The organism is Propionivibrio sp. (assembly GCF_016790145.1).
Classification (GTDB): Bacteria; Pseudomonadota; Gammaproteobacteria; order Burkholderiales; family Rhodocyclaceae; genus Propionivibrio.
Genome location: NZ_JAEUOI010000204.1, coordinates 17,786 through 43,885, shown reverse-complemented (window position 1 = coordinate 43,885; position 26,100 = coordinate 17,786). Strand labels below are relative to the sequence as shown.

Below are 26,100 nucleotides of genomic sequence, written 5' to 3'. Positions count from 1 at the left end.
CAGCAACAGCATTGCGCAGAAGGTCGAGGAAATCGCCTCGATGGTTGAAGAGACCAGCGCCGCCATGCACTCGACCGCAGAAACGGCCGACGATCTGGAAAGGATTTCCAGCGAACTGACCCGGCTGGTCAGCCGCTTCCGTTGCTGATCGAAAACGCAGTTCTCAATCCATGGGGCTTTAATGGTAAATGCTTTAATGGGTCTGTATTCGGTTTGCATTCCAGTACCTATAATTCGTGCTTTCGAATAACCTGATGCTTGTGCCCAGCGAAAAAAACAGCCCGGCCATGCAGCGCATCCTCGCGCTCCTGGCGAATATGTCGGATATGTCGGCCAGCGACATATCCCGTGAAGCCTTTGTCGGCATCACTACCCTGGCGTGCGGCGGCTACCTGAAAGCACTTCGCACAAGACGGCTCGTTCATGTCAGTGGATGGCGAAAGACATGCAAAGGATTTGTGACGCCCTTGTTTAGCCTGGGTGATCGACCAGACCTTGCACGGCCCGAATTCAAGGATGAGGACAGAGATTCAGCCGGAATGAACCTCATCGTGGGCGCTTTGGAACGGATCGGAATGATGACCTATCGCGAAGCTGCGCATGCGACCGGGTTGTCGTTGAACACCATAAAAAACACTCGCTATATGGATATTCTGGTCAAGCAGAAACGGATTCATATCGCCGCCTGGCGCCGTAACCGTGCGGGCCCATTGATTGCTGTGTATGCCGCCGGCTATGGCAAGTCGGCCGAAAAACCTGCCCCGCTTTCAAGGGCGGAGAAGTGTCGCCGATGCCGTGAAAAGAAACGCGCCCTCTCGGACAACCGGGGCATTGCTGCTCAGCTCTCGAAGATCCAGGGTATCAGCGCCGCAAGATGAAGTTCTGGGAGGTATTCTTCTCTGCTTGCTGACTTAAGCCAACTTCACAAAGAGGGTGGTTTTCGGTGTACTGATCAACCGCAGACGGCCGACGAGCCGCTTACTCGCTGACAAACTGACGCACTTTTATCAGCCAGTCGTCAAAGCAGTTGTTCAGCCCGGAAGGAAGCTTCGTCTCACGGCCGAACAGCTTGCGCTCGACTTCCCTGGACAAGGCCTTGAATTGCCATTCCAACTCGTCGATCAGCACCGTCTGTTCGAGGACGATTTCGGGGTCGTCGCTTCCCGTCATGGTCAGGGCGTCTTCAAGCCGGCAAGGATCGAAGCCGGTTTCGAGCAACATCATGCGAAGACCATCGACGCGCTCGATGATAAAGGGAACTGCCGAAACATCGGCTGGCGTCAGCGTCTTGCGCAGCCCGATCCAATCTTCAAACAACTTCCCGGCCTGCGCTAGCCGGGTCATCATGACCACCTCTTCCGGCGGCTGCGCCGGCGGCAACTTCGAATCGCTGAAAAGCTGACTGACGAGGGTGACTGCCTGGGCATCGTACTTCTTGCGATTCAGCCGCAATTTCATACTGATCCGCTTGTCGGCACCATCCCTGGCGAGCAACGTGGCCGCAACTTCCGCGACGGCAAGATAGCGAGAAACCGTACCGATCTGCTCGCCAGAGAAACGATACGGGTAGCCGCTAGCGTCGAGCCGCTCGTGGTGTTGCAACACGGCCGTGGCCGTTTCCGGGGGAATTTCCGGAAAATCGCGCAACATCAGGTAGCCGGTAATGGGGTGCGTGTAGAGATGGCGACGCTCTTCGGCCGTAAGGCGATGCTCCGGCCTGAGGATGGCCGGATCGATACACAGTTCGCCAACATCATGGAAAATGCTGGCCAGGGCCAAAGTCTGGAGGTCTTGGCGCGGCAACTTGCCACGGATTCCCAGTACAGTGGAAATCATTGCCGTGATCAACCCGTGCTGGAAGAGCTGCGGCCGATCCTGCTGCATCACCGAAAGCTTCAGGGTCAGCGGTGCGGGAAGTCGCAAGTCGCCAAAGACAAGTTGCAAGCGCTCCAGCGGCCCGGGCTGGTCGAGCAGGGGCGCCAGTGAAGGGACCAGGCGTGTCTCTTCGAAGCACAGACTGACAAGTCTAGCGCAATCGAGGGTGTCGGCCATGCTGAGTGATTGCTCGATCGGTTTCAGCAGTTTGTGCGCAATGAGCCGCTCGTAAGACTTCCCGGTCAGCCTTGTTCCGCTGCTGACCAGCTTCATTCCGTTTCTGGCGTAAATGTCTTCTCTGGCAACGACTTCCCGCTGCTCGGCGATATCGGTCACCGCCTTGACGAAATGCTTATTTTCCTCATGCAACTGCTGTGCAAGTTGCAGTGTTTTATCAATCGGCTCGTTGTGGACGGGCGACATGGGAATCGGCTTTCATTTGAGAAGGAGCAGGCATTCAGAACAAACTGCCTGGCCAGCACCCGGCCCGACAATGACGAAATAATAACCCAGGCACAACATAAAAGGCGCTTCGCACTCTGGCTTGAGCGTATTCAACCCTGAAAGGCGGCTCATAACACCGTCTCTGCACCCAGCATCTCGCGTTGGCGCCAGAGCAGAACGGCCGCCCATGCCACTCCGGCGAAGACCATCAGTGCGCCGAGTTTATGTACGACGAAGCCCCAGGCCGGCGCGTGCTGCAACTGACCGAAGCACTCAAGGAGATAGATCCAGTCGTGCGGACCATCCTCGCCGGTATGCCCACCGAGCAGGATCAGTTGCGGATCAAGGGCGTCATAAACATAGGGGGCGAGATCGAGAAAACTGGCACCGACCCAGCACAGGCAGACGGCTGCAGCGAAGTTGTCGCGATTCCTGAGTACAAAAGCGATCGCTATGCCGAGCGGCAGGGCAATCTGAAAAAAACTGCCGCCGAGGATGGTGAGAAACTCGCCGAAAGGCAGGAACAACACATGACCGGCTTCATGGATCGGCAACAGGATGTTGTGCATGAACGAACGCCCGATTTCGCCGTCGCGATAATCCATGGCGATCAAGCGCCAGCCCCAGATGGCGATGAAGACCAGCGCGGCGCACCGGGAATAAAAAACCGCCGTCGCCATTCGCGCCTGCGGCGTCAGCAGCGCGGCAAGTAAAATGCTCGCTGTTCCAGCATTTGGTGATCGCTGTGCGGCCACTTCGCCAGGTTCGGGGTCCGCCTGCGAAGCTTCCCACTTATGGAAATACACCTCACAGACCGGACACTGCCCGTCAGCCGGCATGGCCTGTGCCGGTTTGTACCCGCATTTCGGGCAACGGTAATAAGCGCTTGTCATTGAAAGCCGTATTCAGATATACAAGCAGCGAACCCCCAGGTCACCAGATTCACCAAGGGGCACCATGTTAAAGCTCCATGAACATCGTCATTCGCTTGACCTTGACTGCCGGCTAGCGGCGACGTGAGCCGCCAAGAATCGAACCGAGAACGCCACGGATGATTTCGCGTCCGACCTGCGAGCCGATGGCACGTGCTGCGCTCTTGGCGGCGGCTTCCATCACCGAGTCACCACCCTTGTTGCGCCCGCCGCTGCCCGAACTGCCACCGATGATGTCCCCAAGGCCACCGAACCAGCCACCGCCGGTAGCCGGAGCCTGCTCACTTGTGGGTGCCGGCACCGGTGCCTGTGGTGGCGCTACGGCGTCTGCTGAGCGGCCTTTCAGTTTCTCGAAGGCTGACTCGCGATCAAGCGCTTTTTCATAAACGCCATAGACCAGCGAGGCCTTGATTACGGCCTGTCGCTCCTCTGCCGTCAGCGGGCCGATACGAGAGGCCGGAGGCAGGATGAAGGCACGTTCGACTACAGTCGGTCGCCCCTTTTCGTCGAGGAAGGAAATCAGCGCCTCGCCGACGCCAAGTTCGGTAATCGCCGCTGCCGCATCGAAAGCCGGATTAGGGCGCAGGGTTTCGGCGGCCGTTTTCACTGCCTTCTGGTCGCGCGGCGTAAAGGCGCGCAGCGCATGCTGTACGCGGTTGCCGAGCTGGCCGAGTACGGTGTCGGGAATATCCAGCGGATTTTGCGTCACGAAATAGATGCCGACGCCCTTCGAGCGGATCAGACGTACCACCTGCTCGATTTTTTCAAGCAGCGCCGGTGGTGCTTCGTTGAACAGCAAGTGCGCCTCGTCGAAGAAGAAAACCAGCTTCGGCTTGTCCACATCACCGACTTCAGGCAAGTGCTCGAACAGTTCGGAAAGCAGCCAGAGCAGGAAGGTCGAGTAAAGACGTGGCGAAGACATCAGCTTGTCGGCGGCAAGAACGTTGACGATGCCTTTGCCATTGTCGGTCTGCATCAGATCGTTGATGTCGAGCATCGGCTCGCCGAAAAACAGATCGCCACCTTGCTCGCCCAGTGTCAGCAAACCGCGCTGGATGGCGCCGATCGACGCTGCCGATACGTTGCCGTATTCGGTGGTAAATGATCTGGCGTTTTCGCCGACGTGCTGCACCATGGCCCGCAGATCCTTGAGGTCGAGCAGCAGCAGGCCCTTGTCGTCGGCGATCTTGAACACCAGTTGCAAGACGCCCGCCTGCGTGTCGTTGAGCGCCAGCAGCCGCGCCAGCAGGATCGGCCCCATGTCGGAAATCGTCGTGCGAACCGGATGTCCCTGTTCGCCGTTCACATCCCAGAAGGCCGCCGGAAACTTCATCGACGCCCAATCGCTCACCGACAGCGATTGCAATCGCTGCTTGAGTTTCGGGCTGTCGACGCCGGGAGCCGCCAGTCCGGAAAGGTCGCCTTTGACGTCGGCCATGAACACCGGAACGCCGATGCTCGAGAAACGCTCGGCGAGCACTTGCAGGGTGATCGTCTTGCCGGTACCGGTAGCGCCGGTAATCAGTCCATGGCGGTTGGCCAGTGCGGGAAGAAGTCCCAGATCGGTCTGTTCGTGTCTGGCAACGACAAGGGGTTCAATCATGAGTCACTCCGGTAAATGGGGTCAGTCGAGAGATGTTAGAATGCGCGGCTTGATCAGCAAGTGATTTTATCAACTATCGGCAGCAGTCTTTGTTATTCCGACAGGGCTGTTGCAAACGCAGTACCGACAAGAGGTTAGCATGGCCGGACATTCAAAGTGGGCGAACATCCAGCACCGCAAAGGGCGCCAGGATGAAAAGCGCGGTGCGACATTCTCCAAGATCGCCAAGGAAATTACCGTAGCCGCCAAGATGGGCGGGGGCGACCCGGGGTTCAACCCGCGTTTGCGTCTGGCGATCGACAAGGGCAAGGGGGTCAACATGCCCAAGGACAAGATCGACAACGCCATCAAGAAGGGTACCGGCGAACTCGAAGGCGTCGATTACATCGAAATCCGCTATGAGGGTTATGGCATCGGCGGCGCCGCAGTGATGGTCGACTGCCTGACCGACAACCGCACGCGCACCGTCGCCGAAGTTCGCCATGCGTTCAACAAGTACGGCGGCAACATGGGCACCGACGGCTGCGTGGCCTTCCAGTTTACACATTGCGGCCAGTTGCTCTTTGCTCCCGGCACCGACGAAGCGGCGCTGATGGACGCCGCCATCGAATCCGGCGCCGACGACGTGCTGACCAACGACGACGGCTCGATCGAAGTCATCACCCCGCCCAACGACTACATGAGCGTCAAGGAAGCCCTGGCCGCCGCCGGCTTTAACGCCGAGTTCGGGCAGGTGACGATGAAGGCCGGGAACGAAACCGAGCTGACCGGCGACGACGCCGTGCGCATGCAGAAGCTGATCGACGTTCTGGAAAGCCTCGACGATGTGCAGGAGGTTTATACCAATGTGGTCATGGACGAATAGTTCGTCGGTTCTTTACTGATGGTACTGTAGCTTTCCCTTGTTGCACCTTCAATGCCAGCGCCGGAATTCAGCGTCATGCTCTCGCTAACTCAAAGGTATACGCTGCAAGATATCAATGAGAATTTTGAGGAGCGCGAGTTGCGCGCTGCGCCAGCCTTGATCGAGAGCGTGGCCAAAGTTGAGTCCACAGGAGATTACATGCACTGTGAACTCCGCAACAGGAACTCAACCCGAATCAAGGTCGATATTTTCTTTGGCGAAATGAAGATCGAAGGCCAGCCCTATCTGGTTATCGACAGCGATTGTACTTGCAAGACAGCTTATTCCTGTGAACACGCTGCGGCCGCTCTCCTTTTCATGCTGCAACAGCGCGCCAAGTCTGCTGGCCTGCGCGGCTCATCGGCAACACCCTCTGCAGCTCTCGCCACGGTCAATCCAGGCTTGCTGCACTGGGTAGAAACCTTGCGTCGGGCCAGTCTGGCGGCAGAAAAAAAGCCAAAAGCCAAGGCCAAAGCGACGCAGGCGATCTATTACCTGGTCGGCTGCTCCAACTATTATCAGGAATTCGTCCTGAGAACGGTCAAGGGTCGAATTGACCCGGCGGCGCCGTTAAAGCGCAACACGTCTGAATGGAGCAATGCCGAACGCGCCTTGCTGGCTCCGCCGCAATTCACCGACGACAACGACCTCGATATTTTCCGTCTGATGCTGAAGATTTCCGGAAAAGGGTACCTTGGCGACTGCGTATCGCTGTTCGGTAAATACGCCGCATCGCTGCTGGCCGCAGCGCTCGCCAGCGGTCGCTGCTACTTTTGCCCGGAGATGAGCGCGCCGCACAGCGGGGCACTCGATCTGCTGCGCACTGGTCCTGCACGGCCTGGTGAAATCACCTGGCAGGTTAACACGCGCCAGCAGATCGTTCCGCACCTGGCCACCCAGCCGCCGTCAAGAGCGCTGCTCTTTCTGGAACCGCCGTGGTACCTCGACCCGGAATCCGGAGAAGCCGGCCCGGTGGAAAGCAAAGTCTCTCAAGCACTGCTTGACGCACTGTTCAGGCTATCGCCGCTCGATCCTGTCGACTTGCCGCTGGTCGCTAACGCACTCGCCGAAATGGCCCCCGACATCCCGCCCCCCAACGCCGACGCCGTTAGTCAATTGCGCAAAATCGATGAGCCCCTGCAGCCGATCATCACTCTGCATACGCTGCGCTGCTGGGCGGTCTACAAGCATCGCAAGTACGCCGGCACCTTCAACAATGGTTACTACGACTACGCTGAAATCGACTTCGCTTACGGCACAGCGAAGATGTCGGCGCATGACCCGCAGGATTACGCTACCGTCAGCGGCGGCGAAACCGTTCGCGTCATGCGCAACCCCGAGCAGGAAAACGCGCAACTCGATTTCCTCGCCAGTCTCGGCTTCCAGCCGGTCATTGCCAGTTCGGTATCCGTTACCGGCGGTTTCGCCCCGGCGGCCTACGGGCTGGAGAGCGAAGCCGCGTGGGCCGGTTTCTCCACTGACCTCGCGCCAAAACTGCGGGCGGCGGGCTGGCAGGTGGTGGTGGCTAGCGAGTTCCGCCACCACGTGCTCAGCGTCGAATCCTGGGATGCCGAGCTTACTGAAAGCGAAGCCGGCTGGTTCGGTCTGGACATGGGCATCGTCGTCGACGGCGAGCGCCTGCCGCTGGCACCGCTGCTGCACAGCCTGTTTCGCAGCGACGGACGCTGGCTCGACGGCGAGCGCATGGCGCACATTGCCGACGACGAGCAGATCGAGTTGCAAGGCCCGCAAGGCGGGCGTATCCGCATTGCCGCCGAACGTATCAAACCGCTGGCGCGCACGCTGATCGACCTGTTCGACGGCCCAGCCGGCGGCCAGACCCTGCGCCTGCCGCGTGCCGATGCGGTGCGGCTGGCCGCACTCGGCGATCTTCCAGGCTGGACGATGCACGGCACGCACGCGGCCAGCGAACTGGCTCGCCGCCTGCAGGGCGCCGGCGGCACGCACACCGCCCTCCCGCCGCAGGGCCTTGCTCTGATGCTGCGCCCCTATCAACTCGATGGACTCGGCTGGCTGCAGTATCTGCGCGAAAACGAACTGGGCGGCATTCTGGCCGACGATATGGGGCTCGGCAAAACCGCGCAAACGCTCGCCCACCTGCTGATCGAGAAAGAAGCCGGACGCCTCGACAAGCCGGCGCTGGTGATCATGCCGACCTCGCTGATCTTCAACTGGAAGCGCGAAGCCGAGCGCTTCGCCCCCGGCTTGCGCGTGCTCTCGCTGCACGGCCCAAGCCGTGCCGAACGTTTTGCGTCTATCCCCGAACACGATGTTTGTCTGACCACCTACCCGTTGCTCTGGCGCGACCGTGAACTGCTCGGCGCCCATGCTTATCACCTGCTCATTCTCGACGAAGCGCAGATCATCAAGAACTCGGCCAGCCAGGCGGCGCAGGTGGTTCGCCAGTTCAGCGCCGCCCACCGCCTGTGCCTGACCGGCACGCCGATGGAAAACCACCTTGGCGAACTGTGGGGGCTGTTCGACTTTCTGATGCCCGGTTTCCTCGGCAACTCGAAACACTTCACCAGCACCTGGCGCACGCCGATCGAGAAACAGGGCAACACTCTGCGCCGCGCCCTTCTGGCGCGGCGTATCAAACCTTTCATGCTGCGCCGAAAGAAAGACGAGGTGGCCAAGGAGTTGCCGGAGAAAACCATCATCGTGCGCAGCGTCGAACTCGATGGTGGGCAGCGCGACCTTTACGAGACGGTGCGTAGCGCCATGGACGCCCGCGTGCGCGAAGAAATCGCCGCCAAAGGCTTTGCGCGAAGCCAGATTGTCATCCTAGACGCCCTGCTCAAACTACGCCAGGTCTGTTGCGACCCGCGCTTGGTCAAGATCGATGCCGCCAAAAAGGTCAAGGAACGCGCCAAGCTCGACCTGCTGATGGACATGCTGCCCGAGATGATCGAAGAAGGCCGGCGTGTTCTGCTCTTTTCGCAATTCACCTCGATGCTTGACTTGATTGCCGATGAACTGACACGGCGCAAGCTCGATTTCGTTACTCTGACCGGCAGCACCACGGATCGTGAAACACCGATACGCCGCTTCCAGGCGGGCGAAGTGCCGATTTTCCTGATCAGTCTGAAAGCGGGTGGCACCGGCCTCAATCTGACCGCCGCCGACACCGTGATCCACTACGACCCGTGGTGGAACCCGGCGGTCGAGAACCAGGCGACCGACCGCGCCCACCGCCTAGGCCAGAGCAAGAAAGTATTCGTCTACAAACTCGTCGTCGCCGGTAGCATCGAGGAAAAAATCCTCGAACTGCAAGAGAAAAAAGCCGAACTCGCCGCCGGAATTCTCTCCGAGGATCATGAAGGCAGCGTAAAGTTCAGCGACGCCGATCTGGCGGCGCTGCTCGAACCGATTACTGACAAGGGTGCCTGATTGATCGAATGCAATGCGTGTGCTGTGGTAATACGATTTTGCTTGAGTGAGGATTAGCCCATGAACACGGTGGCATTTTATGAAAAGTTCGGCGAGATCGCGTTCAAAGAGACGCGGACACTGAGCATTCCTGCCGGAAATCCGGTACCGGCTGACGAATATGAATATCTCGAGTATTGCTGCACCGACAAAAACTGCGACTGCCGCCGGGTGATCATCCGTGTTCTCGGTCGACACAGTGGTAACAAGGTATGGGCAACGATCAGCTATGGATGGGAGAAAGCCTCTTTCTACCACAAGGGGTCACCGGCAATGAGGAGTGCCGCAGAATGGAGTCATCCGACGCTCGATCCACTGAATCCGCAGACTGCGCACTCAGCAACCTTCCTCGCGGCGTTCGAACAAATGATCAAGGACAAGGCCTACGTCGATCGGCTGAAGCGCCATTACAAGATGTTCAAGAAGGGTTTCTGAGGCTTGCGCTGACAGGGGAGCCGGCGTTGTGAATAGAGGCAAAACAACATTCCCGCAACAATAGTCATTCGAGGTTGACATGGATTTTAACGATGACCGCCATCTTGATGTCTGCCAGGCCATAGAGATTGAACTCAAGGCAGAATATGAAATACACCCGGAGCTAACCGACACCCTTTGCGTTTTTGGCCTTGAGAACGCCATCATTGCCACCAAGAAAGAATTTGGCTTTGCCAGAAGCGAGCGTGTCACCGATCACCCCCTGCTCGGCGGCATTATCGAACGCTGCGTTGCCGTTGGGCTGGAGCGAATCGGAAAAGTCAATGCGTTGACCCTGAAAGACTATGTGGCCAGAATCGACAAGATCAAGAAATCAGTCATTCGTCATTCCGAGTATGGTGCGCGCAGTTACTACGACTTCATTAAAAAGTATGTTTAGCCGCTTGAGGTGACCCATGGCTGAACACGGAGAATGGACGCGCAAAGGAGCCACCCTCAGCGACGTAACGGTCGCCAAGGAGTATGGCGTAAGCCAGGACTTCATCGTGAAGGGCATTCGCGCCGGCAAGCTTGAGTACCGTGATGGTGCGATGTGGGGCAATCCCTACCTCAGAATCCTGCGCGGTGAACTAGAGCGTTACATCACGGGAGAACTTGGCGCAGATTATTTGCTGAAGCTCAAGAGCCAGACCGAGCTGCGAAAAATCAAGAAGGAAATGGGTGACCTGAAAAAGAGGCTGGACGTACTTCAGGTTCGAAAGGCGGAACTTGAGCTGAATATCAAGAAGTAACTGATCCTTCGGTGGCTTGGCCGTACAAGAGTTCAGCGTGGTTTTTGACGCGTAAACACTCACCGACCAAGGCCCTGAGTAGCGGTGCTGTGGCGCCATTTTGTCCTGGCGTTCAGTCTTCCTAGCCATGCTGAAGGGTGGCCTCCACAAGCTGCAGCGAATCGATTACATTGACGTGATCCCGATCCGGAATGAACACCAGTTCGTGGGCGATGCCTCGCGATGTTAGTACAGTCAAGTAGGGTTCAGAGTGGGATGGTGGCTTGACGTTGTCCCTGACTTCGACCAGAACGGCCACCCGGGTCTGTGCCGAATAGTTTCCCTCGGCTCCTTGTATCCCGGCTGGATGCGGGAAAATGAGAACAAAGCCGTTCTTCAAGCGTTAACAGTCCCATAGCGATTGTGAAACAAAGTGTGTCCACCGTAGACCAAACGCCATCTCATCCGTTAAGCAGTTCTACAGGCCAATTGACGCCCGACCGAACTGGACCGTAACACATGAACAGCCCGCTCTTCTCCTCACGCCCCTGGTACTGCCTGCTTGCCCTGCTGGCCTGTGTGCTCTTTCTCGTAACGCCGGCCCAGGCCGATCCGGCGGGTCGCATCGGGCGCATTGCCTGGCTCTCTGGCGCGGGTGCCGTCAATCTGTACAACCCGAACACCGGCGAGTCGTACAGCGCTGCACTCAACCAGCCGCTGACCAGCGGCGATACACTGACCACCGTTGCCGGCGCCCGGGCCGAGATCCAGATCGGTTCAATGAGCGTACGCCTCGACTCGGGCAGCATGCTGGAAATTACCCGGATCGACGATGACCAGGTTCGGCTCTATCTGAACGAAGGCCGGGCCATCGTAAAGCTGCCGTCGCGTGAAATCGTACGCGACTTCGAGCTGGTCACTCGCAACGGTCGATTCAGCGCACGCGACGCCGGTATCTACCGCTTTGACGCTGATTCGGGCAGCTCAAGCGCCACGGCCTACTTCGGGGCTCTGCATTTTGAGGCCAGCGACAGCGCACTCGATATCGGCGCTGGTCAAAGCGCCCAGTTCTGGCAACAAGCCGGCGGGCAAACCCGCTACCGCCTGTCGAGCGCAGTCAATGACGACTTCACCGAATGGAGCGTCATGCGTGACCGGCGCCCGACGGCAAACACCTACGCGCGTTACGTCTCACCCGAAATGACCGGCGCCGAAGATCTCGACGCCTACGGCAACTGGTCGGAGAACGCCGAATATGGCGCCATCTGGACACCGCGCGCCGTCGCTGCCGACTGGGCGCCTTACCGCAGCGGGCACTGGGTCTGGGTCGCGCCATGGGGCTGGAACTGGGTAGGTTATGAGCCGTGGGGTTTTGCACCCTTCCATTATGGCCGCTGGGTTCATCAACGTGGGGCGTGGGGCTGGGTTCCGGGCGCACGGATTGCACGACCGGTTTACGCGCCAGCCATGGTGGCCTGGATCGGAACGCCCGGCATAGGTGCTGCTATCGGCGGCCGACCCAACGTCGGCTGGTTCCCGCTCGCCCCGCACGAAGTCTATGTACCGGCCTATCGCAGTAGCGCGAACTACATACGCAACGTCAATATCACGCACGTCAACAACATCAGCAACGTAACGAACATCGTCAACAACCCGCAGGCGGTGGTTCAGCAAACGCATTACAGGCATCGCGAACTGCCGCAAGCGGTGACCGTCGTACCTGCTGATGTCGTTACGCATCGCCGCCCAGTTGCGCCTGCGGCGCTTTCGCCGGGAAATCATCGTTCTCTGCGTGATCATCCGGTGCAGGCCATCGCCCCGGTTTCTGCGCCGCAGGCCGCTGCACAGACCGGACCATATAACCGGCAGGATCGCCAAAACCAGGCATTCACGCGCCGCGATAGCGAGCGTCAGGCAACGCCTGTAACGACCCCGGCAAATCCCGGCATCCTGAACGACAATCCACCCGTCGCTTCGACCGCAGCTCAACTTCCCGCCACCATGCCGCAACGAGGCGAACGGCCAATGCCTGAGAGCGTAAGGCCGGCCCCCCTGCCAAGACCCGAAGCCTTGGCACCGGTTCGACCGAATGCCCTGGCTTCCGGAGTGCAGGCCGCACCTCAAGTCGAAACGCAGAACCGGCAGGACCGTCCAGGCCAACCCTCGGCGTGGCGGGAACGCCAGCAACAGGAAGCTCTGGTTACCGCCCCGGCCGCTACAGGAAGCCGGATTGCCACGCCGCCGGCACTTGCGCCGGCACCTCAAGCCTCTGTTCTCGGGCCGCAACGTAACGAGCGGCCTCAGCCGGAAGTCGTGCGGCCTGTGATGCAGACCAGACCGGAACCGTTCGAAACGCGTGTTCAGGATCGCCCCTCCCGCCGCGATGAACCGGCCATGAACGCGTCACAACTCGCGCCGGCACCTCAAGCGCCTGTTCTTGCCCCTCAACGTAACGAGCGGCCCCAGCCGGAAATCATACGGCCTGTACCGCAGTCCAGGACCGAGCTGATGGTTTCGGCGCCGGCCGCTACGAGAAACCGGGAGGCCATTCCACCGGCACTTGCGCCGGCACCTCAAGCCCCTGTTCTCGCGCCGCAACGCAACGAGCGGCCGCAGCCGGAAGTCGTGCGGCCTGTACCGCAGTCCAGACCGGAGCCGTTCGAAACGCGTGTTCAGGATCGCCCCTCGCGCCGCAACGAACCGACCATCAACCCGCCGCAGAGTGCAATCCGCATCGAGCCGCCTGCGCAACAATTCAGGCAGGCAACTCCTGCACGCATGGAAACGCCGCCGCCGATGGTGCGCGAAACCCGACATGAAGCACCGCGTGAAATCAGTCGTCCGGCCGAACCTCGCGCCGAGGCAAGAACCCAGAATCAGGGAGATCGCCAGCGTCAGGGACAGAATGACCAGGAGAAAAAGCGACAACAACGTGACGAAGCGGAAAAGCGCTGAAGCATCCCGATCGCGATGCCTGGCCTCGGTCCACGGTGTATTTGAGATCTGTGCATAGGTCAGCGCTGAGGCAAAACACCTGGGGATTAGGACTTACGCTATTTACATTGCGCTGAACTGCGCTTTCAATGATCAATGCACCTCAGCGCTCAAGCACGAACCCGATATACTGTCGGCCTATCCAGCAAGCCGACGCCATGCCGACGTTTCAAGCCCTGACCCCTCTGCTGTTCGTATTCCTGTGGAGTACCGGCTTTATCGGTGCCAAATACGGGTTGCCTTACGCCGAACCGCTGACCTTCCTGCTCACCCGTTATGGTCTTGTCCTCGGTTTGATGACGGTTTTTGCGTTGGCTACCCGCGCGCCCTGGCCACGCGATGCCAGGCAGATTTTCCATATCGGCGTTTCGGGGATTTTTGTACATGCCTTCTATCTTGGCGGCGTTTTTGTCGCCATCAAGCATGGTCTGCCGGCCGGGATTACCTCGCTGATTGTCGGAATGCAACCACTGCTTACCGCCTGCGGTGCCGGCTGGCTGCTCGGCGAGCGCGTAAGCGCAAGGCAGTGGCTGGGACTGGGGCTCGGTTTTGTCGGCGTCACCCTGGTAGTTACCAACAAGCTGGGCAATTTGCCGCTGGGAACTATGATGCTTCCAGCGCTGGTCGCGCTGCTGGCGATCACCGCAGGCACCTTGTATCAAAAACGTTTCTGCCCGCACTTCGACCTGCGCACCGGTTCGGTGATCCAGTTTCTGCCAAGCGCCGTAATCACCGCGCTGGCCGCCAGCGCCACCGAAACCATGGTCATCGACTGGACTCCCTCGTTTGTCTTCGCTCTGCTCTGGCTGGTGCTGGTACTCTCCTTCGCAGCGATCAGTCTGCTCAATGTGCTGATTCGGAACGGCAGCGCGGTCAATGTCGCCCGCCTGTTTTACCTGACGCCCCCGAGCACCGCCATCATCGCCTGGGCGGTGTTCGGCGAAACGCTGGGCGGGCTGGCATTGGCAGGCATGGTGCTGGCGGTGAGCGGCGTTTATCTGGCACGGGCAAGCCGCAAATGAGCCTGATCGAGAAGCGGACCATCCGCATCCTCGGCATCGATCCGGGGTTGCGCATCACCGGTTTCGGTGTCATCGAAAAAACCGGCAGTACGCTGTCCTACGTGGCCAGCGGCTGCATCAGGACCGAAGCCAGAACCTCCCTACCGTCGCGGCTGGGAACGATCCATGCCGGTGTGCGCGAACTCGTCTTGCAATACCAGCCGGAACAGAGCGTCGTCGAAATCGTTTTTGTGAACGTCAACCCGCAGTCCACGCTGCTGCTCGGCCAGGCGCGCGGGGCCGCCATCACGGCGCTGGTTGCCGGCGGGCTTGAGGTCGCCGAATATACGGCCTTGCAGGTCAAGCAGGCGGTTGTCGGCAACGGTCACGCCGACAAGAGGCAGGTACAGCACATGGTACGCCGCCTGCTTTCTCTGACCGGCGATCCCAGCCCGGACGCCGCCGACGCACTGGCCTGCGCCATCGCCCACGCGCACGGCGGGCAGGGCATGGGGAGCATGACCACCAAGGGCCTTCGCGTGCGCAACGGGCGGCTGGTTTGATGAAACAGCTTAAGTTTTTACCTTTTCGGAGATACTCATGATCGGTCGTCTTAGCGGAATACTGCTGGAAAAAAACCCGCCGCAGGTTCTCATTGACGTGCATGGCGTCGGCTACGAGGTTGACGTGCCGATGAGTACCTTCTACAACCTGCCGGCGCTTGGCGAAAAGATTTCCTTGCTCACGCATTTTGTGGTGCGCGAAGACGGGCAGTTTCTCTACGGCTTCGCGAGCGAATCCGAGCGCTTCGCCTTTCGACAGTTGATCAGGATCTCCGGCGTCGGCGCACGCATGGCGCTGGCCGTACTTTCCGGGCTTTCCGTCAACGATCTGGCACAAGCCATCGCCCGGCAGGAGGTCGGACGGCTGATTAAGGTGCCAGGCATCGGCAGGAAAACGGCCGAGCGGCTGCTGCTCGAACTCAAGGGCAAACTGGCCGACGCCCTGCCGGCTACCGCCTTGCCGGTTGAAGACAGCCAGCATGACATCCTCAATGCGCTGCTGGCGCTGGGTTACAATGACCGCGAGGCAACGGCGGCGATGAAACCGCTGGCCGCCGGCATTTCCATCTCGGACGGCATCCGTCAGGCGCTCAGACTACTCTCGAAAGCATGAAGCAACAGATATCCTCTGCCCAGAAGCAGATCATCCAGATCGCCATCGTTGCGCTGCTGTTGGTCGGCTGCATTGCCGTACTGATGCCTTTCACCGGCACGCTGCTTTTTGCCGGCGTCATTTGCGTCACCACGGCGCCCATCCGTAACCGCCTGCTCATTCTTTGTCGCGGTCGCAGCAGTCTGGCCGCAGCGCTGATGTCGCTGCTGCTGCTCATGCTGCTGGTCGCGCCCATGGCCTTGCTCTCCGGCTCGCTTGCCGAGGGCGTTGAATCGGCCATTCACTATTTCAAGCCCATACTTGAAAGCGGACTACCCAGCGACCCGCCCGTCTGGCTCGCCAAATTGCCCATCGTCGGCCCGGGCATCAACGATTACTGGCACAGGCTGGTGGACAGCCGGGAAGAAATGAACCTCCTGCTGCGCCAACTCCTCGACCCCACGCGCAAAATCGCTCTGGCGACTGTCGCTCTATTTGGCCAGGGTTTGCTGCAACTGGTGCTGGTCATTTTCTTTGTGTTCTTCATGTTCCGCGATGCCGAGAACTACGCCGATGCGCTGCATACCGGCAGCCAGAAGCTGGCCGGCGAACTTGGCGAACGCATGCTCAGACTGGCTATTGGCACGGTCACCGGTGTCATGGTCGGCATCGTCGGTACCGCCGCCGCACAGTCGCTGGTGGCGATGATCGGCTTCCTCATTGCCGACGTTCCAGGCGTCATCATGCTTACCTTTGCCACCTTCTTTTTCTCGATGATTCCGGTGATCGGCGCCACGCTGATCTGGCTTGGCGCGGCCGCCTGGCTCTATGAGGGTGGACAAACGGGATGGGCCATCTTCATGATCCTGTGGGGGATGTTCGGCATCAGCAGCGTCGATAATTTCGTCAAACCGATCCTGATTTCGCGGACCTCCAGTCTGCCGTTGTTGCTGATCGTCGTCGGCGTCTTCGGCGGGGTACTCGTTTTCGGCTTTATCGGGCTCTTCCTCGGGCCGACACTGCTTGCGCTCGGTCAAGTGCTGATCCGCGAATGGCTGGCGCACCCCGATTACGAAGACCCCTCAATTTAGCCATGATCGAAATAGACAAGCTCGACGATGACAAGCCGGACGACAGCTTTGGCGAGACTCCCGTTGATCGGCTGATTTCAGCGGAATCGAAATCGACGCAGGAGGAGGCGATCGAGCGCGCATTGCGCCCCAAGCGGCTGGCCGATTACGTCGGTCAGGTCAAGATCCGCGAGCAGCTCTCGATCTTCATCGAAGCCGCCAGGCGGCGCCAGGACACGCTCGACCATGTGCTCCTGTTCGGCCCGCCGGGGCTGGGCAAGACGACACTGGCGCACATCATCGCCGCCGAAATGGGCGTTAACCTGCGCTCGACCTCGGGCCCGGTGCTTGAGCGCGCCGGCGACCTGGCCGCCATGCTGACCAATCTTGAGCCGCATGATGTGCTGTTCATCGACGAAATTCATCGCCTGTCGCCGGTCGTCGAGGAAATTCTCTATCCGGCGCTGGAAGACTTCCAGATCGACATCATGATCGGCGAAGGCCCGGCCGCGCGTTCGGTGAAACTCGATCTGCCGCCGTTCACGCTGGTCGGCGCGACCACCCGCGCCGGCATGCTGACCAACCCCTTGCGCGACCGCTTCGGCATCGTCGCGCGGCTCGAGTTCTACACGCCGGAAGAACTGATGCTGATCGTCACGCGCTCCTCGCAACTGCTCAAGGTGCCGGCCGATCCGGGCGGCGCGCTGGAGATTGCCAGACGCTCGCGCGGCACGCCGCGCGTCGCCAACCGCCTGCTGCGCCGCGTACGCGATTTTGCCGAGGTCAGGGCGGCGGGGCACATCACGCAGGAGGTGGCCGATCTGGCGCTGATCATGCTGGATGTCGACCACGGCGGACTCGATATCATGGATCGCAAACTGCTCTCCGCCGTGATCGACAAATTCGGCGGCGGACCGGTCGGCATCGATAATCTGGCAGCCGCCATCGGCGAAGCGCGCGACACCATCGAAGACGTGCTCGAGCCCTATCTCATCCAGCAGGGCTTCCTGCAGCGCACGCCGCGCGGTCGCATTGCCACGGCTGCCGTGTACCGCCACCTCGGCCTCGACAACCCGGCCAGCAACGGGCAAAACGAGCTGTGGCGAGGGCAGTAAGCTGTTTCAAAATCCATCGCAAAGTCGCAAAGCTGGCAAAGGTAACGCAGGCCGAAGTTGAACGCGTAATCCTTGCGCCCTTCGCCCTCCTTTACATTTGACGTAAAGGGTTTTACGTTACAATGACTTACATCATTTTCCTCGACATTGCATTAAAATCTGCCCATGAAGCATGAACAGAAACCCAACGCCTTCACCATCCCCGTTCGCATCTATTACGAAGATACCGACGCCGGTGGGGTTGTTTACTACGCCAACTACCTGAAATTTCTCGAACGCTGCCGCAGCGAATGGCTGCGCGAGATCGGTCATGACCAGGCCGATCTGCTGCGCGAACCGGGCATTGCCTTTGTCGTGCGTAGCGTGAGTCTTGAGTTCCTGAAACCGGCGCGGCTCGATGAACTGCTCTCGGTCAGCCTCGAAGTCGAAAAAATTTCCCGCTCCCAGTTATTTTTTCGTCAACACATCCGGCGGGCCAATCCTACAATCGAGGGCGGCTGGACCGAGCTGGTGAGCGGCAAGGTCCATGTTGTTTGTGTAAACCCCGTCCTGATGAAGGTCACTTCAATACCTGCACTAATCCGCACCAAACTGGAAACCCTGCAATGAACGTTTCGCAAGATCTCTCCATTCTGCATCTGATCCTCAACGCCAGCGCCGTGGTGCAGGCTGTCATGCTGCTGCTCGCCGGCGTTTCCTTCATGTCGTGGTACTACATTTTCCGCAAATGGTTCACCGTGAAGACGGCGCGTGCGCAAACCGAGCAATTCGAGCGTGACTTCTGGAGCGGCGGCGATCTCAACAGCCTGTACCAGAGCGCCGTCAATAACCGGCATGGAACGGGCAGCATGGAGCGCATCTTCGAATCCGGTTTCCGTGAATTCACCAAGTTGCGCAGCCAGAAAAACCTCGATCCGAAAGACGTGATCGACGGTTCGCGTCGCGCCATGCGTGCCACCTATCAGCGCGAAGTCGACAGCATCGACTCGCATCTCGCCTTCCTCGCCTCGGTCGGCTCGGTCAGCCCCTACGTCGGCCTGTTCGGTACGGTTTGGGGCATCATGCATTCCTTCCGCGGCCTGGCCAACGTCGGGCAGGCAACACTCTCCGCCGTCGCGCCGGGCATTGCCGAGGCGCTGGTCGCCACGGCCATCGGCCTCTTCGCGGCGATTCCGGCAGTGGTTGCCTACAACCGCTTCGCGCACGAGATCGACCGCCTGTCGACGCGCTTCGAATCCTTCATGGAAGAGTTTTCCAACATCCTGCAACGCCAGATGCGCTAACCAGGAGATCGCATGCGCCCACGTCGCCTTAAAAACGAAATCAACGTCGTTCCCTACATCGACGTCATGCTGGTGTTGCTGGTCATCTTCATGGTGACCGCGCCGATGATGACCACCGCCAGCATCGATGTGCCTTCGGTCGGCAAGGCCTCGCAGGTTCCGGCCGAGGCGCTGCAGGTCAACATCCGCGCCGATCAGTCGCTGTCGCTGAGTGCGCCGGGCAAGTCCGAGGGGCGCAGCCTGAGCCGTAGCGAGCTGGCGCAGGCGATTGTCGATGCCCAGCGCAAGAACCCGGAACAGCCGGTGCTCATCGTCGGCGACAAGAACGTCAAGTACGAAGCGGTTCTCGCTGTCATGGACGAACTTCAACGCCAGCAGGTCAAGCGCATCGGCCTGCTCGTCCAGCCTACCGGCAAGTAGGGTCCCGCGCTTGAAAGACGATGCCGTGGAACTCGCCTCACACCAGCCGCCGCCTGAAGAGTCGAACGTCACCTCGCTAATCCTCTCGGCGCTCGTTCACCTGCTGCTCATCGCGGCCCTGTTTCTTGGTGTGCAATGGAAGAGCCGGGCACCCTCGTCGGTCGAGGTTGAAGTCTGGCGTGCGGCGCCGGTCGCGGCGCCCGTTGCCAAACGCGAGCCGATCGCTGAACCGCCACCCGTAGCAAAACCTGAACCCAGGCCGGAACCGAAGCCCGTCCCTCGAGTCGAGCCGGCGCCGACGATCAAGCCGGATATCGCCATCAAGGACGAAAAGAAACCAAAGAAGGAAGAAACAAAGAAGCCCGAGCCGAAGAAGGAAGAGTCAAAGAAGCCCGAGCCGAAGAAGGAGGAGCCAAAGAAGCCGGAGCCGAAGAAGGAAGAACCTAAAAAGCCCGAACCTGAGCGCCGGTCGAGCTTTGAAGACGAACTCAAGCGCGACCTGAAACAGACTCAGCAGCAAAAAGTGGCGCAGGAGCAGCGGGCACGCGCCGAAGCCGAGGCCAACCTGCTGGCCCAGCTCAAGTCCGAGCAGGCTTCGGCCGGCCGCGCGCGCGGGCTGGCCGACTACGCGGCCAAGGTGCGCGGCAAGATTCGCGGCAATATTGTCCTGCCGCCAGCGATTCAGGGCAACCCGGAAGCCGTTTTTGAAGTCACCCAGCTTCCTTCGGGTGAAGTACTGAGCGTCAAGGTACGCAAATCAAGCGGCAATCTGACGCTTGATGCGGCCATCGAACGCGCCATCCTGAAATCCTCGCCACTTCCCAAACCCGATGACCCCGGACTCTTTGAGCGTGTATTGAAGATTCCTTACCGGCCGCTTGATGAGTAGGCAAGAGACCGTCCTGATGCAATATTACTTTTCGTTACAAACGCCGCGCACCCCAAGGGGATATAATCGCGCATTGTTTAACGGATGCCTTTGCTCCATGCGTCGATCTTTGCTCAAACTGCGCGGCCTGTGCCTGATTGCTTTCAGCGCCCTGGCGCTGCTGCAAGCACCGGCCCGTGCCGAACTGACGATCGAAATCACCGGTGCCGGCGCCAACCGGATTCCGCTGGCCATTGCCGACTTTGGCGGCGATCCAGCCAGTTCGCGGGCGTTGACTTCGGTTATCCGCAGCGATCTCGAACGCAGCGGTCTGTTCAAGCTGATCGAGAGCAGCGGCGTCGCGATGACCGAGTCGTCCAGCCCGTCCTATGGCGACTGGAAGAACCGTGGCGCTGACGCGCTGGCAGCCGGCAGCATCGGTGCCAGCGGCGACGGCCGTCAGGAAGCCCGCTTCCGTCTTTACGATATCAACAAGCAAAGCTCGCTCGGCGGTGCCGCTTTTGTTGCCTCGACGCCGATGCTGCGCGCCGCCGGCCACCGTATTGCCGACGTCATTTATGAAAAGCTGATCGGCGAACCCGGCGTTTTTGCAACGCGCATTGCCTATGTAGTGAAGTCTGGAGCCAACCGCTACGAGTTGCAAATTGCCGACGCCGACGGGCAAAACGCGCAGGCTGCGCTGAAGTCGAAGGAGCCGATCATCTCGCCCGTGTGGTCGCCCGACGGCAGCCGTCTGGCCTACGTCTCGTTCGAAAACAAGAAGCCGGTGGTTTATGTGCATTCACTGGCCAGCGGCCAACGCATCGTCGTCGCCAACTTCAAGGGCTCCAATTCGGCGCCGGCCTGGTCACCCGACGGGCGCAAGCTCGCCGTCGTGCTGTCCAAGGAAGGCGGTTCTCAGATCTTCACGGTCAATGCCGACGGCTCCGGCGTGCAGCGCCTGACCACGTCCTCCGGAATCAATACCGAGCCGTTCTTCTCGCCGGATGGCCAGTCGATCTATTTCACCTCGGATCGCGGCGGCAGCCCGCAGATTTATCGTAGTGGCATCAATGGTGGCGACGCCCAGCGCATCACCTTTGAAGGCAGCTATAACGTATCGCCGCGCATCTCGCCGGATGGCAAGTCGATGGCCTTCATCAGCCGGCGCGAGAGCGGTTTCCGTCTGGCGGTCATGGATCTGGCCAGCAAGCAGGTGCAGATCCTCACCGACTCGAACAAGGATGAATCGCCGAGCTTCGCGCCGAATGGCCGCATGATCCTGATAGCGACCGAGATCGGCGGACGCGGCGTTCTTTCTGCCGTCTCGATCGACGGCCGCATCAAACAACGACTTTCCATCCCGGCCGGCGATGTGCGCGAGCCGGCGTGGGGCCCCTTTACCCGATAATCGTTCCAGCCCTGAACGGGCTCCGGGCATTCCGAATCTTGACGCAGGAGAAACACCATGAAGCAACTGATCATCGCCGCCCTTTTCGCATTTTTCATCGCGGGTTGCAGTTCGACGCCCGATACCTCCGGGCAAGACGGCGCTCCGGTTGAAACGCGTGGCGGCGGGGTGTCAACGGTGACGGCCGGCGGCGTCGATGGAAGCCGTCTGCCGGCGATACTCACCGATCCGAAAAGCATACTCTCCAAGCGTAGCGTCTACTTCGATTACGACAAATATGAGGTCAGGGACGAATACAAGGATCTGGTCACCGCCCACGCCAAGTTCCTTGCCGACAACCGTCAGTTCAAGATGCTGATCCAGGGCAACACCGATGACCGCGGCAGCCGCGAATACAACCTCGCGCTCGGCCAGAAGCGTGCCGATGCGATAAAGAAGATGTTGACCCTGCTGGGTGCGCGCGAAGAGCAGGTTGAATCGGTCAGTCTGGGCGAAGAGAAGCCGAAGAACGAAGGCCAGAACGAGGCCGCCTGGGCCGAGAACCGTCGCGGCGACATGCTCTACAACGGTGAGTTCTAGGATGCCGGGGCACCGCTTGCGATTCGCTTCGGGGCTTGCATCGGGCAGCGCAAAGGGTCTGGCAACGGGTTTGCTGACATTGACCTTGCTGCTTGCCTTGTTCGCTGCGCCGCGAGCACAGGCCGGCATGTTCGACGATGACGAGGCACGGCGGCAGATCAAGGATCTGTCGATCAAGACCAATGAGCGTCTCGATACGCTGTCGAAGGCCCAATTCGAGCTGGTCAACCAGATTCAGGCACTGCGCGAAGAGAACGCCAAGTTACGTGGCCAGGTCGAAACACTGAGCTACGAACTGGAATCGGCCAAGAAGCGGCAGCAGGATTTCTATATCGACCTCGACGGTCGTCTGCGCAAGCTGGAGCCGCAGTCGGCCTCTGCCGCCGAGAGCAGGCCGGGAGACGAGGCAAAACCGGCGGCTGTTCCCGGCAAGAAGGCCGCCAGCGACCCGGCCGTCGAAGCGCGTGAATACGAAGCCGCGCTCAACCTCTTCAAGGCCAACAAGATCAAGGAAGCCGCTGGCGCCTTTGAGGCCTTTGTCAAAGAACACCCGGACAGCACGCTGACGCCGAATGCGCAATACTGGCTCGGCAACGCATATTACTCGCTACGCGATTGCAAGAAGTCGATTGACGCGCACAAGGCCGTCGTCAGCAAGTGGCCGCAGCACCCGAAAGCGCCGGATGCAATGATCAACATGGCCACCTGCCAGCAGGAACTCGGCGATGCCAAGGGAGCCAAAATCACGCTTGAAAGCGTGCTCGTCAAATACCCGGACAGCCCGGCGGCGGCCACTGCGAAGCAACGCCTGAAGAAGTAGCCGGGTGACAGGCCGTAGCAAACCTCCGGCGCTGACGATCAGCGAGATTTTCTTTTCCGTACAGGGCGAAAGCTCGCGCGCCGGTCTGCCAACCGTCTTCGTCCGCCTCACCGGCTGCCCGTTGCGCTGTGTCTGGTGCGATACCGATTACGCTTTCTCTGGCGGCCAGCGCATGACGCTGACCCGCATTCTCGACGCCGTTGCCGGCTACCAGGCGCGGCAGGTCTGCGTTACCGGTGGCGAACCGCTCGCCCAGAAGAACTGTCTGGCGCTGCTCACCGCGCTATGCGACGCCGGCTATGATGTCTCGCTCGAAACCTCCGGCGCACTCGATATTGCTGGTGTCGACCCGCGCGTCAGCCGGGTTGTCGATCTCAAGGCGCCCGGCTCGGGCGAATCCGGCAAAAACCGCTGGCAGAACCTTGAACGGCTCACCCCGCGTGACGAACTGAAGTTCGTGCTCAAGGACCGTGCCGACTACGAATGGGCACGCCACACCGTTATCGAGCGCCGGCTCGACGCGCTCTGCCCGCTGCTTTTCTCGCCGGTGCAGGAGACGCTCGAACCGCGAACGCTGGCCGAGTGGATTCTCGCCGATCGGCTGCCGGTTCGTTTCCAGGTACAACTGCACAAGCTGCTTTGGGGTAACATGCGGGGCAAGTAATACTGTCCAGGAAACCGCCATGACCGACGAGCGCCGCCATCACACCCGCATCGCTTTCCACGCACCAGCCCGACTGGTTCTCGGCGAGTGCAGCCTTGAAGTTGTTGTTCTCGATCTTTCGCTCAAGGGCGCACTGATCCGTCTGCCGGCCGGCACACCCATCAGCGCAGGTGCGAGCGGCATGCTGCACGTTCAACTCAACGAGAGCGAAGCGAGCGATCGAATCAGCATGCAGACCAAGGTTGCCCATGTCGAGGGCCCCCAGGCCGGCCTGCTGTGCATCAGCATCGACATCGACAGCGTGACGCATTTGCGCCGTCTGGTTGAACTCAACCTCGGCGATTCGGCTCTGCTGGAGCGGGAGCTTTCGGCGCTGATCGCCGAATAGCCGCTAAACCGTGCATGGTTGGTAATGAAGTTCTACACCCGGCCCGAGGCCAGGCTTCGCTCATTCCGGCGCAAGCCGGAATTCAGGAAGCCTAGCCTCGGGCCGGGCTATCGGGTCTACTACACCCAACGGGGAAGCGAAATCATTGTTCTTCTGGTTGGCGGTGATAAGTCAAGCCAACAGCAAGACGCTAAGACAGCGATTGCACTAGCAGCCTGTCGGACTTTCCGAAAAGTTACTTCCGATGTAAAAACAGCTAGTTACAAGAAGTGCATGATCCGTAAAGCTGGCTAAACAATGCAATTTGTATATTTTCGTGTGATTTACGGCCAAAAAACCAGATCACCCCATATGCAACGTCCGAAAAATTTTACAAAATCATCATTTAATCAATACGTTGCTTTTGGCATATTTTAACTTCTTAAGTCCGACAGGCTGCTAGCAAGGAATCTGTAGGAGAAACTGAAATGCCCAAGACTTTGCACAAACCAACTACCAAAACGAAGACTGTGCCATACGATGTTGCGGAACAACTTCGCACGCCAGCAGAGATGGCTGAGTACCTTGATGCTTGGCTCACCGAGGCGCCTGAGGATGCAACTGGTATTGCTCGTGCACTCGGTGATATTGCTCGTGCAAAAGGAATGTCGCAGGTGGCACGCGATGCTGGCCTTAGCCGCGAGAGTCTCTGAAAACCCTGAGCGAAAGTGGAAACCCGAGCTTTGCGACTGTTCTCAAAGTTGCTCATGCCCTTGGCGTACGGCTCCATGCCGAAGCAGCCTGAAACAATAGCATCTCGTAGGTCGGCGGGGCCGAACCCATCATTCCACCGGACGCTGCGCGATATAGCCGCGCAGCGCCTGTGAATTCAGACGAGTGCGCCGGGCATGGCGCGTTACTTCATAGGTGGAAGTCCTATGGCCGGGTTTTGCCGCACCTTCGGTGCGTCCAACCCCACTACGCAGAGCCGAAGGCAAGGAGAGGGGCAAGGGCGTCGTCGCGAGACGGGGTCTGAAGGATGAAGGCGGGGTTTGCAATGGCAAACTGCTTTGCCGTTGCCCGACTGAACGCTACGAGCCCCGCGAGCGGCCGGGACGCCCAATCCGAAACTGCGGGACGATGAACAAAAAACCGGATATGAGGCGTGGTGCATCCGGGGCGAGTGGGAACGTGACCGCAAAGCCCTCCATCTGCGGCAGTAGGGCGCATTTTATCCCACAGGGATTTCCTTCGGTCATAAATCCGGCGTCTATGCAGCGAAGGTAACGTGTCTTACCCCGGGAGATCTCTCCGGTGCTTCAAAGGATCGAAGCTGGGCGTCTGGCAACCGGCGCTGAATACCGTGGAGAAGTCAGCAGAGGGCATAGTAGGGTATTCGCAAAGTACGTTGGAAGCGAGCAGGCTCGGGCAAGTCGGGTGGTGTGCGGGTCATTTACGTTACTCGCAACGCCGAAGGAGAAGTTGTCTTGCTTTCGCTATATGCAAAGTCAAAGACAGACAACCTCACCGGGCCCAAGCTAAAGGAGATTCGCCGTGCCCTTGAAAAATAAACGCCTTACCAAAGCTGATCTCGGAGCCTACGAAGCAAAACGCGATCTTGCGGCTGATCTGTTGCAGTCAGTCCGCGAGATGAAAGCTGGTCAAGTTGGTGTCGTCACGTCACCAGTCATTGAAGCGCGCAAAAAGACAGGCTTATCGCAGTCGCGGTTCGCCGCGCTTCTGGGCGTTTCTGTCCGCACGCTACAGGGCTGGGAGCAAGGTCGCAAGCAACCGAGCGGCGCCGTCCGAACGTTGCTTGCTATCGCCGGCACAAATCCGAAAGCCGTGCTGGTCGTCCCAGCGAAATAGCGTCCGTTGGGCATGAAACCCAACCCTTCCATCGAGGGGATGCCCAATAGGCTGCGCCTTTTGTGCCCCGC

Annotated in this window: 28 protein-coding genes; 24 read left to right on the top strand and 4 right to left on the bottom strand. The window is 59.6% G+C overall.

Features of this window, described 5'->3' with window-relative positions; all coding sequences use genetic code 11:
- The first annotated feature begins 254 nt into the window (after positions 1–254).
- The gene (locus JNM42_RS16730) at positions 255–878 is read left to right on the top strand and encodes a hypothetical protein (protein ID WP_294272837.1); all 624 of its coding nucleotides are present in this window, start codon (positions 255–257) and stop codon (positions 876–878) included.
- 100 nt (positions 879–978) lie between these two features.
- On the opposite strand, the gene JNM42_RS16725 is transcribed toward JNM42_RS16730, so the two are convergent.
- The 3 genes from JNM42_RS16725 to JNM42_RS16715 form a co-directional block, all read right to left on the bottom strand.
- Complete coding sequence (locus tag JNM42_RS16725) at positions 979–2,298, bottom strand: HD domain-containing phosphohydrolase (protein ID WP_294272834.1); 1,320 nt, start codon at positions 2,296–2,298, stop codon at positions 979–981.
- 149 nt (positions 2,299–2,447) lie between these two features.
- On the bottom strand, positions 2,448–3,212 hold the full coding sequence (locus tag JNM42_RS16720) for a hypothetical protein (RefSeq protein WP_294272832.1): 765 nt from the start codon (positions 3,210–3,212) through the stop codon (positions 2,448–2,450).
- Positions 3,213–3,324: 112 nt separating this feature from the next.
- Positions 3,325–4,854 carry a helicase HerA-like domain-containing protein gene (locus JNM42_RS16715; RefSeq protein ID WP_294272829.1) on the bottom strand — a complete coding sequence of 510 codons (1,530 nt, stop codon included), beginning with the start codon at positions 4,852–4,854 and terminating at the stop codon, positions 3,325–3,327.
- A gap of 139 nt (positions 4,855–4,993) precedes the next feature.
- Here JNM42_RS16715 and JNM42_RS16710 point away from each other — a divergent pair, with 139 nt between their 5' ends.
- The 5 genes from JNM42_RS16710 (at position 4,994) to JNM42_RS16690 (ending at position 10,434) form a co-directional block, all read left to right on the top strand.
- Entirely contained in the window at positions 4,994–5,719 is a 726-nt protein-coding gene (locus JNM42_RS16710; RefSeq protein ID WP_294272826.1) for a YebC/PmpR family DNA-binding transcriptional regulator, read from the top strand.
- A 198-nt stretch (positions 5,720–5,917) separates the two neighbouring features.
- Positions 5,918–9,169, top strand: coding sequence for a DEAD/DEAH box helicase (locus JNM42_RS16705; protein WP_294272821.1), 3,252 nt, complete (start codon positions 5,918–5,920; stop codon positions 9,167–9,169).
- Between the two features lie 60 nt (positions 9,170–9,229).
- The gene (locus JNM42_RS16700; protein WP_294272818.1) at positions 9,230–9,643 is read left to right on the top strand and encodes a hypothetical protein; all 414 of its coding nucleotides are present in this window, start codon (positions 9,230–9,232) and stop codon (positions 9,641–9,643) included.
- Between the two features lie 79 nt (positions 9,644–9,722).
- Positions 9,723–10,082: a hypothetical protein gene (locus JNM42_RS16695; RefSeq protein ID WP_294272816.1), complete on the top strand. Its 360-nt coding sequence runs from the start codon at positions 9,723–9,725 to the stop codon at positions 10,080–10,082.
- Between the two features lie 16 nt (positions 10,083–10,098).
- Positions 10,099–10,434 carry a hypothetical protein gene (locus JNM42_RS16690; RefSeq protein WP_294272813.1) on the top strand — a complete coding sequence of 112 codons (336 nt, stop codon included), beginning with the start codon at positions 10,099–10,101 and terminating at the stop codon, positions 10,432–10,434.
- Positions 10,435–10,555: 121 nt separating this feature from the next.
- On the opposite strand, the gene JNM42_RS16685 is transcribed toward JNM42_RS16690, so the two are convergent.
- Complete coding sequence (locus JNM42_RS16685) at positions 10,556–10,813, bottom strand: hypothetical protein (RefSeq protein ID WP_294272810.1); 258 nt, start codon at positions 10,811–10,813, stop codon at positions 10,556–10,558.
- Between the two features lie 119 nt (positions 10,814–10,932).
- Between JNM42_RS16685 and JNM42_RS16680 the strand changes: the two genes are divergently transcribed.
- The 18 genes from JNM42_RS16680 (at position 10,933) to JNM42_RS16600 (ending at position 26,029) form a co-directional block, all read left to right on the top strand.
- Positions 10,933–13,368 carry a DUF6600 domain-containing protein gene (locus tag JNM42_RS16680; RefSeq protein WP_294272807.1) on the top strand — a complete coding sequence of 812 codons (2,436 nt, stop codon included), beginning with the start codon at positions 10,933–10,935 and terminating at the stop codon, positions 13,366–13,368.
- A 197-nt stretch (positions 13,369–13,565) separates the two neighbouring features.
- Positions 13,566–14,429 carry a DMT family transporter gene (locus tag JNM42_RS16675; protein WP_294272804.1) on the top strand — a complete coding sequence of 288 codons (864 nt, stop codon included), beginning with the start codon at positions 13,566–13,568 and terminating at the stop codon, positions 14,427–14,429.
- Positions 14,426–14,971, top strand: a complete 546-nt coding sequence (gene ruvC, locus JNM42_RS16670; RefSeq protein ID WP_294272802.1) for a crossover junction endodeoxyribonuclease RuvC — start codon at positions 14,426–14,428, stop codon at positions 14,969–14,971. Before JNM42_RS16675 ends, ruvC begins: the two co-directional genes overlap by 4 nt.
- A gap of 37 nt (positions 14,972–15,008) precedes the next feature.
- Entirely contained in the window at positions 15,009–15,584 is a 576-nt protein-coding gene (ruvA, locus tag JNM42_RS16665) for a Holliday junction branch migration protein RuvA (protein WP_294272799.1), read from the top strand.
- On the top strand, positions 15,581–16,654 hold the full coding sequence (locus JNM42_RS16660) for an AI-2E family transporter (RefSeq protein ID WP_294272795.1): 1,074 nt from the start codon (positions 15,581–15,583) through the stop codon (positions 16,652–16,654). Before ruvA ends, JNM42_RS16660 begins: the two co-directional genes overlap by 4 nt.
- Before the next feature lie 2 nt (positions 16,655–16,656).
- Entirely contained in the window at positions 16,657–17,748 is a 1,092-nt protein-coding gene (ruvB, locus tag JNM42_RS16655) for a Holliday junction branch migration DNA helicase RuvB (protein WP_294272792.1), read from the top strand.
- 165 nt (positions 17,749–17,913) lie between these two features.
- Positions 17,914–18,357 carry a tol-pal system-associated acyl-CoA thioesterase gene (ybgC, locus tag JNM42_RS16650; protein ID WP_294272788.1) on the top strand — a complete coding sequence of 148 codons (444 nt, stop codon included), beginning with the start codon at positions 17,914–17,916 and terminating at the stop codon, positions 18,355–18,357.
- Complete coding sequence (gene tolQ, locus JNM42_RS16645; protein ID WP_294272784.1) at positions 18,354–19,031, top strand: protein TolQ; 678 nt, start codon at positions 18,354–18,356, stop codon at positions 19,029–19,031. Before ybgC ends, tolQ begins: the two co-directional genes overlap by 4 nt.
- Before the next feature lie 12 nt (positions 19,032–19,043).
- The gene (gene tolR / locus JNM42_RS16640) at positions 19,044–19,451 is read left to right on the top strand and encodes a protein TolR (RefSeq protein WP_294272781.1); all 408 of its coding nucleotides are present in this window, start codon (positions 19,044–19,046) and stop codon (positions 19,449–19,451) included.
- Between the two features lie 10 nt (positions 19,452–19,461).
- Complete coding sequence (locus JNM42_RS16635; RefSeq protein WP_294272778.1) at positions 19,462–20,340, top strand: energy transducer TonB; 879 nt, start codon at positions 19,462–19,464, stop codon at positions 20,338–20,340.
- A gap of 97 nt (positions 20,341–20,437) precedes the next feature.
- The gene (gene tolB / locus JNM42_RS16630; RefSeq protein WP_294272775.1) at positions 20,438–21,730 is read left to right on the top strand and encodes a Tol-Pal system beta propeller repeat protein TolB; all 1,293 of its coding nucleotides are present in this window, start codon (positions 20,438–20,440) and stop codon (positions 21,728–21,730) included.
- Positions 21,731–21,787: 57 nt separating this feature from the next.
- Positions 21,788–22,309 (top strand): peptidoglycan-associated lipoprotein Pal, encoded by a 522-nt coding sequence (gene pal, locus JNM42_RS16625; protein ID WP_294272772.1) that lies wholly within the window; start codon positions 21,788–21,790, stop codon positions 22,307–22,309.
- A 16-nt stretch (positions 22,310–22,325) separates the two neighbouring features.
- Positions 22,326–23,129 carry a tol-pal system protein YbgF gene (gene ybgF, locus JNM42_RS16620; RefSeq protein WP_294272770.1) on the top strand — a complete coding sequence of 268 codons (804 nt, stop codon included), beginning with the start codon at positions 22,326–22,328 and terminating at the stop codon, positions 23,127–23,129.
- A 4-nt stretch (positions 23,130–23,133) separates the two neighbouring features.
- Positions 23,134–23,793 (top strand): 7-carboxy-7-deazaguanine synthase QueE, encoded by a 660-nt coding sequence (queE, locus tag JNM42_RS16615; protein WP_294272766.1) that lies wholly within the window; start codon positions 23,134–23,136, stop codon positions 23,791–23,793.
- Positions 23,794–23,812: 19 nt separating this feature from the next.
- Complete coding sequence (locus tag JNM42_RS16610) at positions 23,813–24,181, top strand: PilZ domain-containing protein (protein WP_294272763.1); 369 nt, start codon at positions 23,813–23,815, stop codon at positions 24,179–24,181.
- A gap of 467 nt (positions 24,182–24,648) precedes the next feature.
- Positions 24,649–24,873: an addiction module antidote protein gene (locus tag JNM42_RS16605; RefSeq protein WP_294272760.1), complete on the top strand. Its 225-nt coding sequence runs from the start codon at positions 24,649–24,651 to the stop codon at positions 24,871–24,873.
- A 729-nt stretch (positions 24,874–25,602) separates the two neighbouring features.
- The gene (locus tag JNM42_RS19530) at positions 25,603–25,731 is read left to right on the top strand and encodes a hypothetical protein (protein WP_366504469.1); all 129 of its coding nucleotides are present in this window, start codon (positions 25,603–25,605) and stop codon (positions 25,729–25,731) included.
- Positions 25,715–26,029, top strand: coding sequence for a helix-turn-helix domain-containing protein (locus JNM42_RS16600; RefSeq protein ID WP_294272758.1), 315 nt, complete (start codon positions 25,715–25,717; stop codon positions 26,027–26,029). Before JNM42_RS19530 ends, JNM42_RS16600 begins: the two co-directional genes overlap by 17 nt.
- The last annotated feature ends 71 nt before the right edge of the window (positions 26,030–26,100 follow it).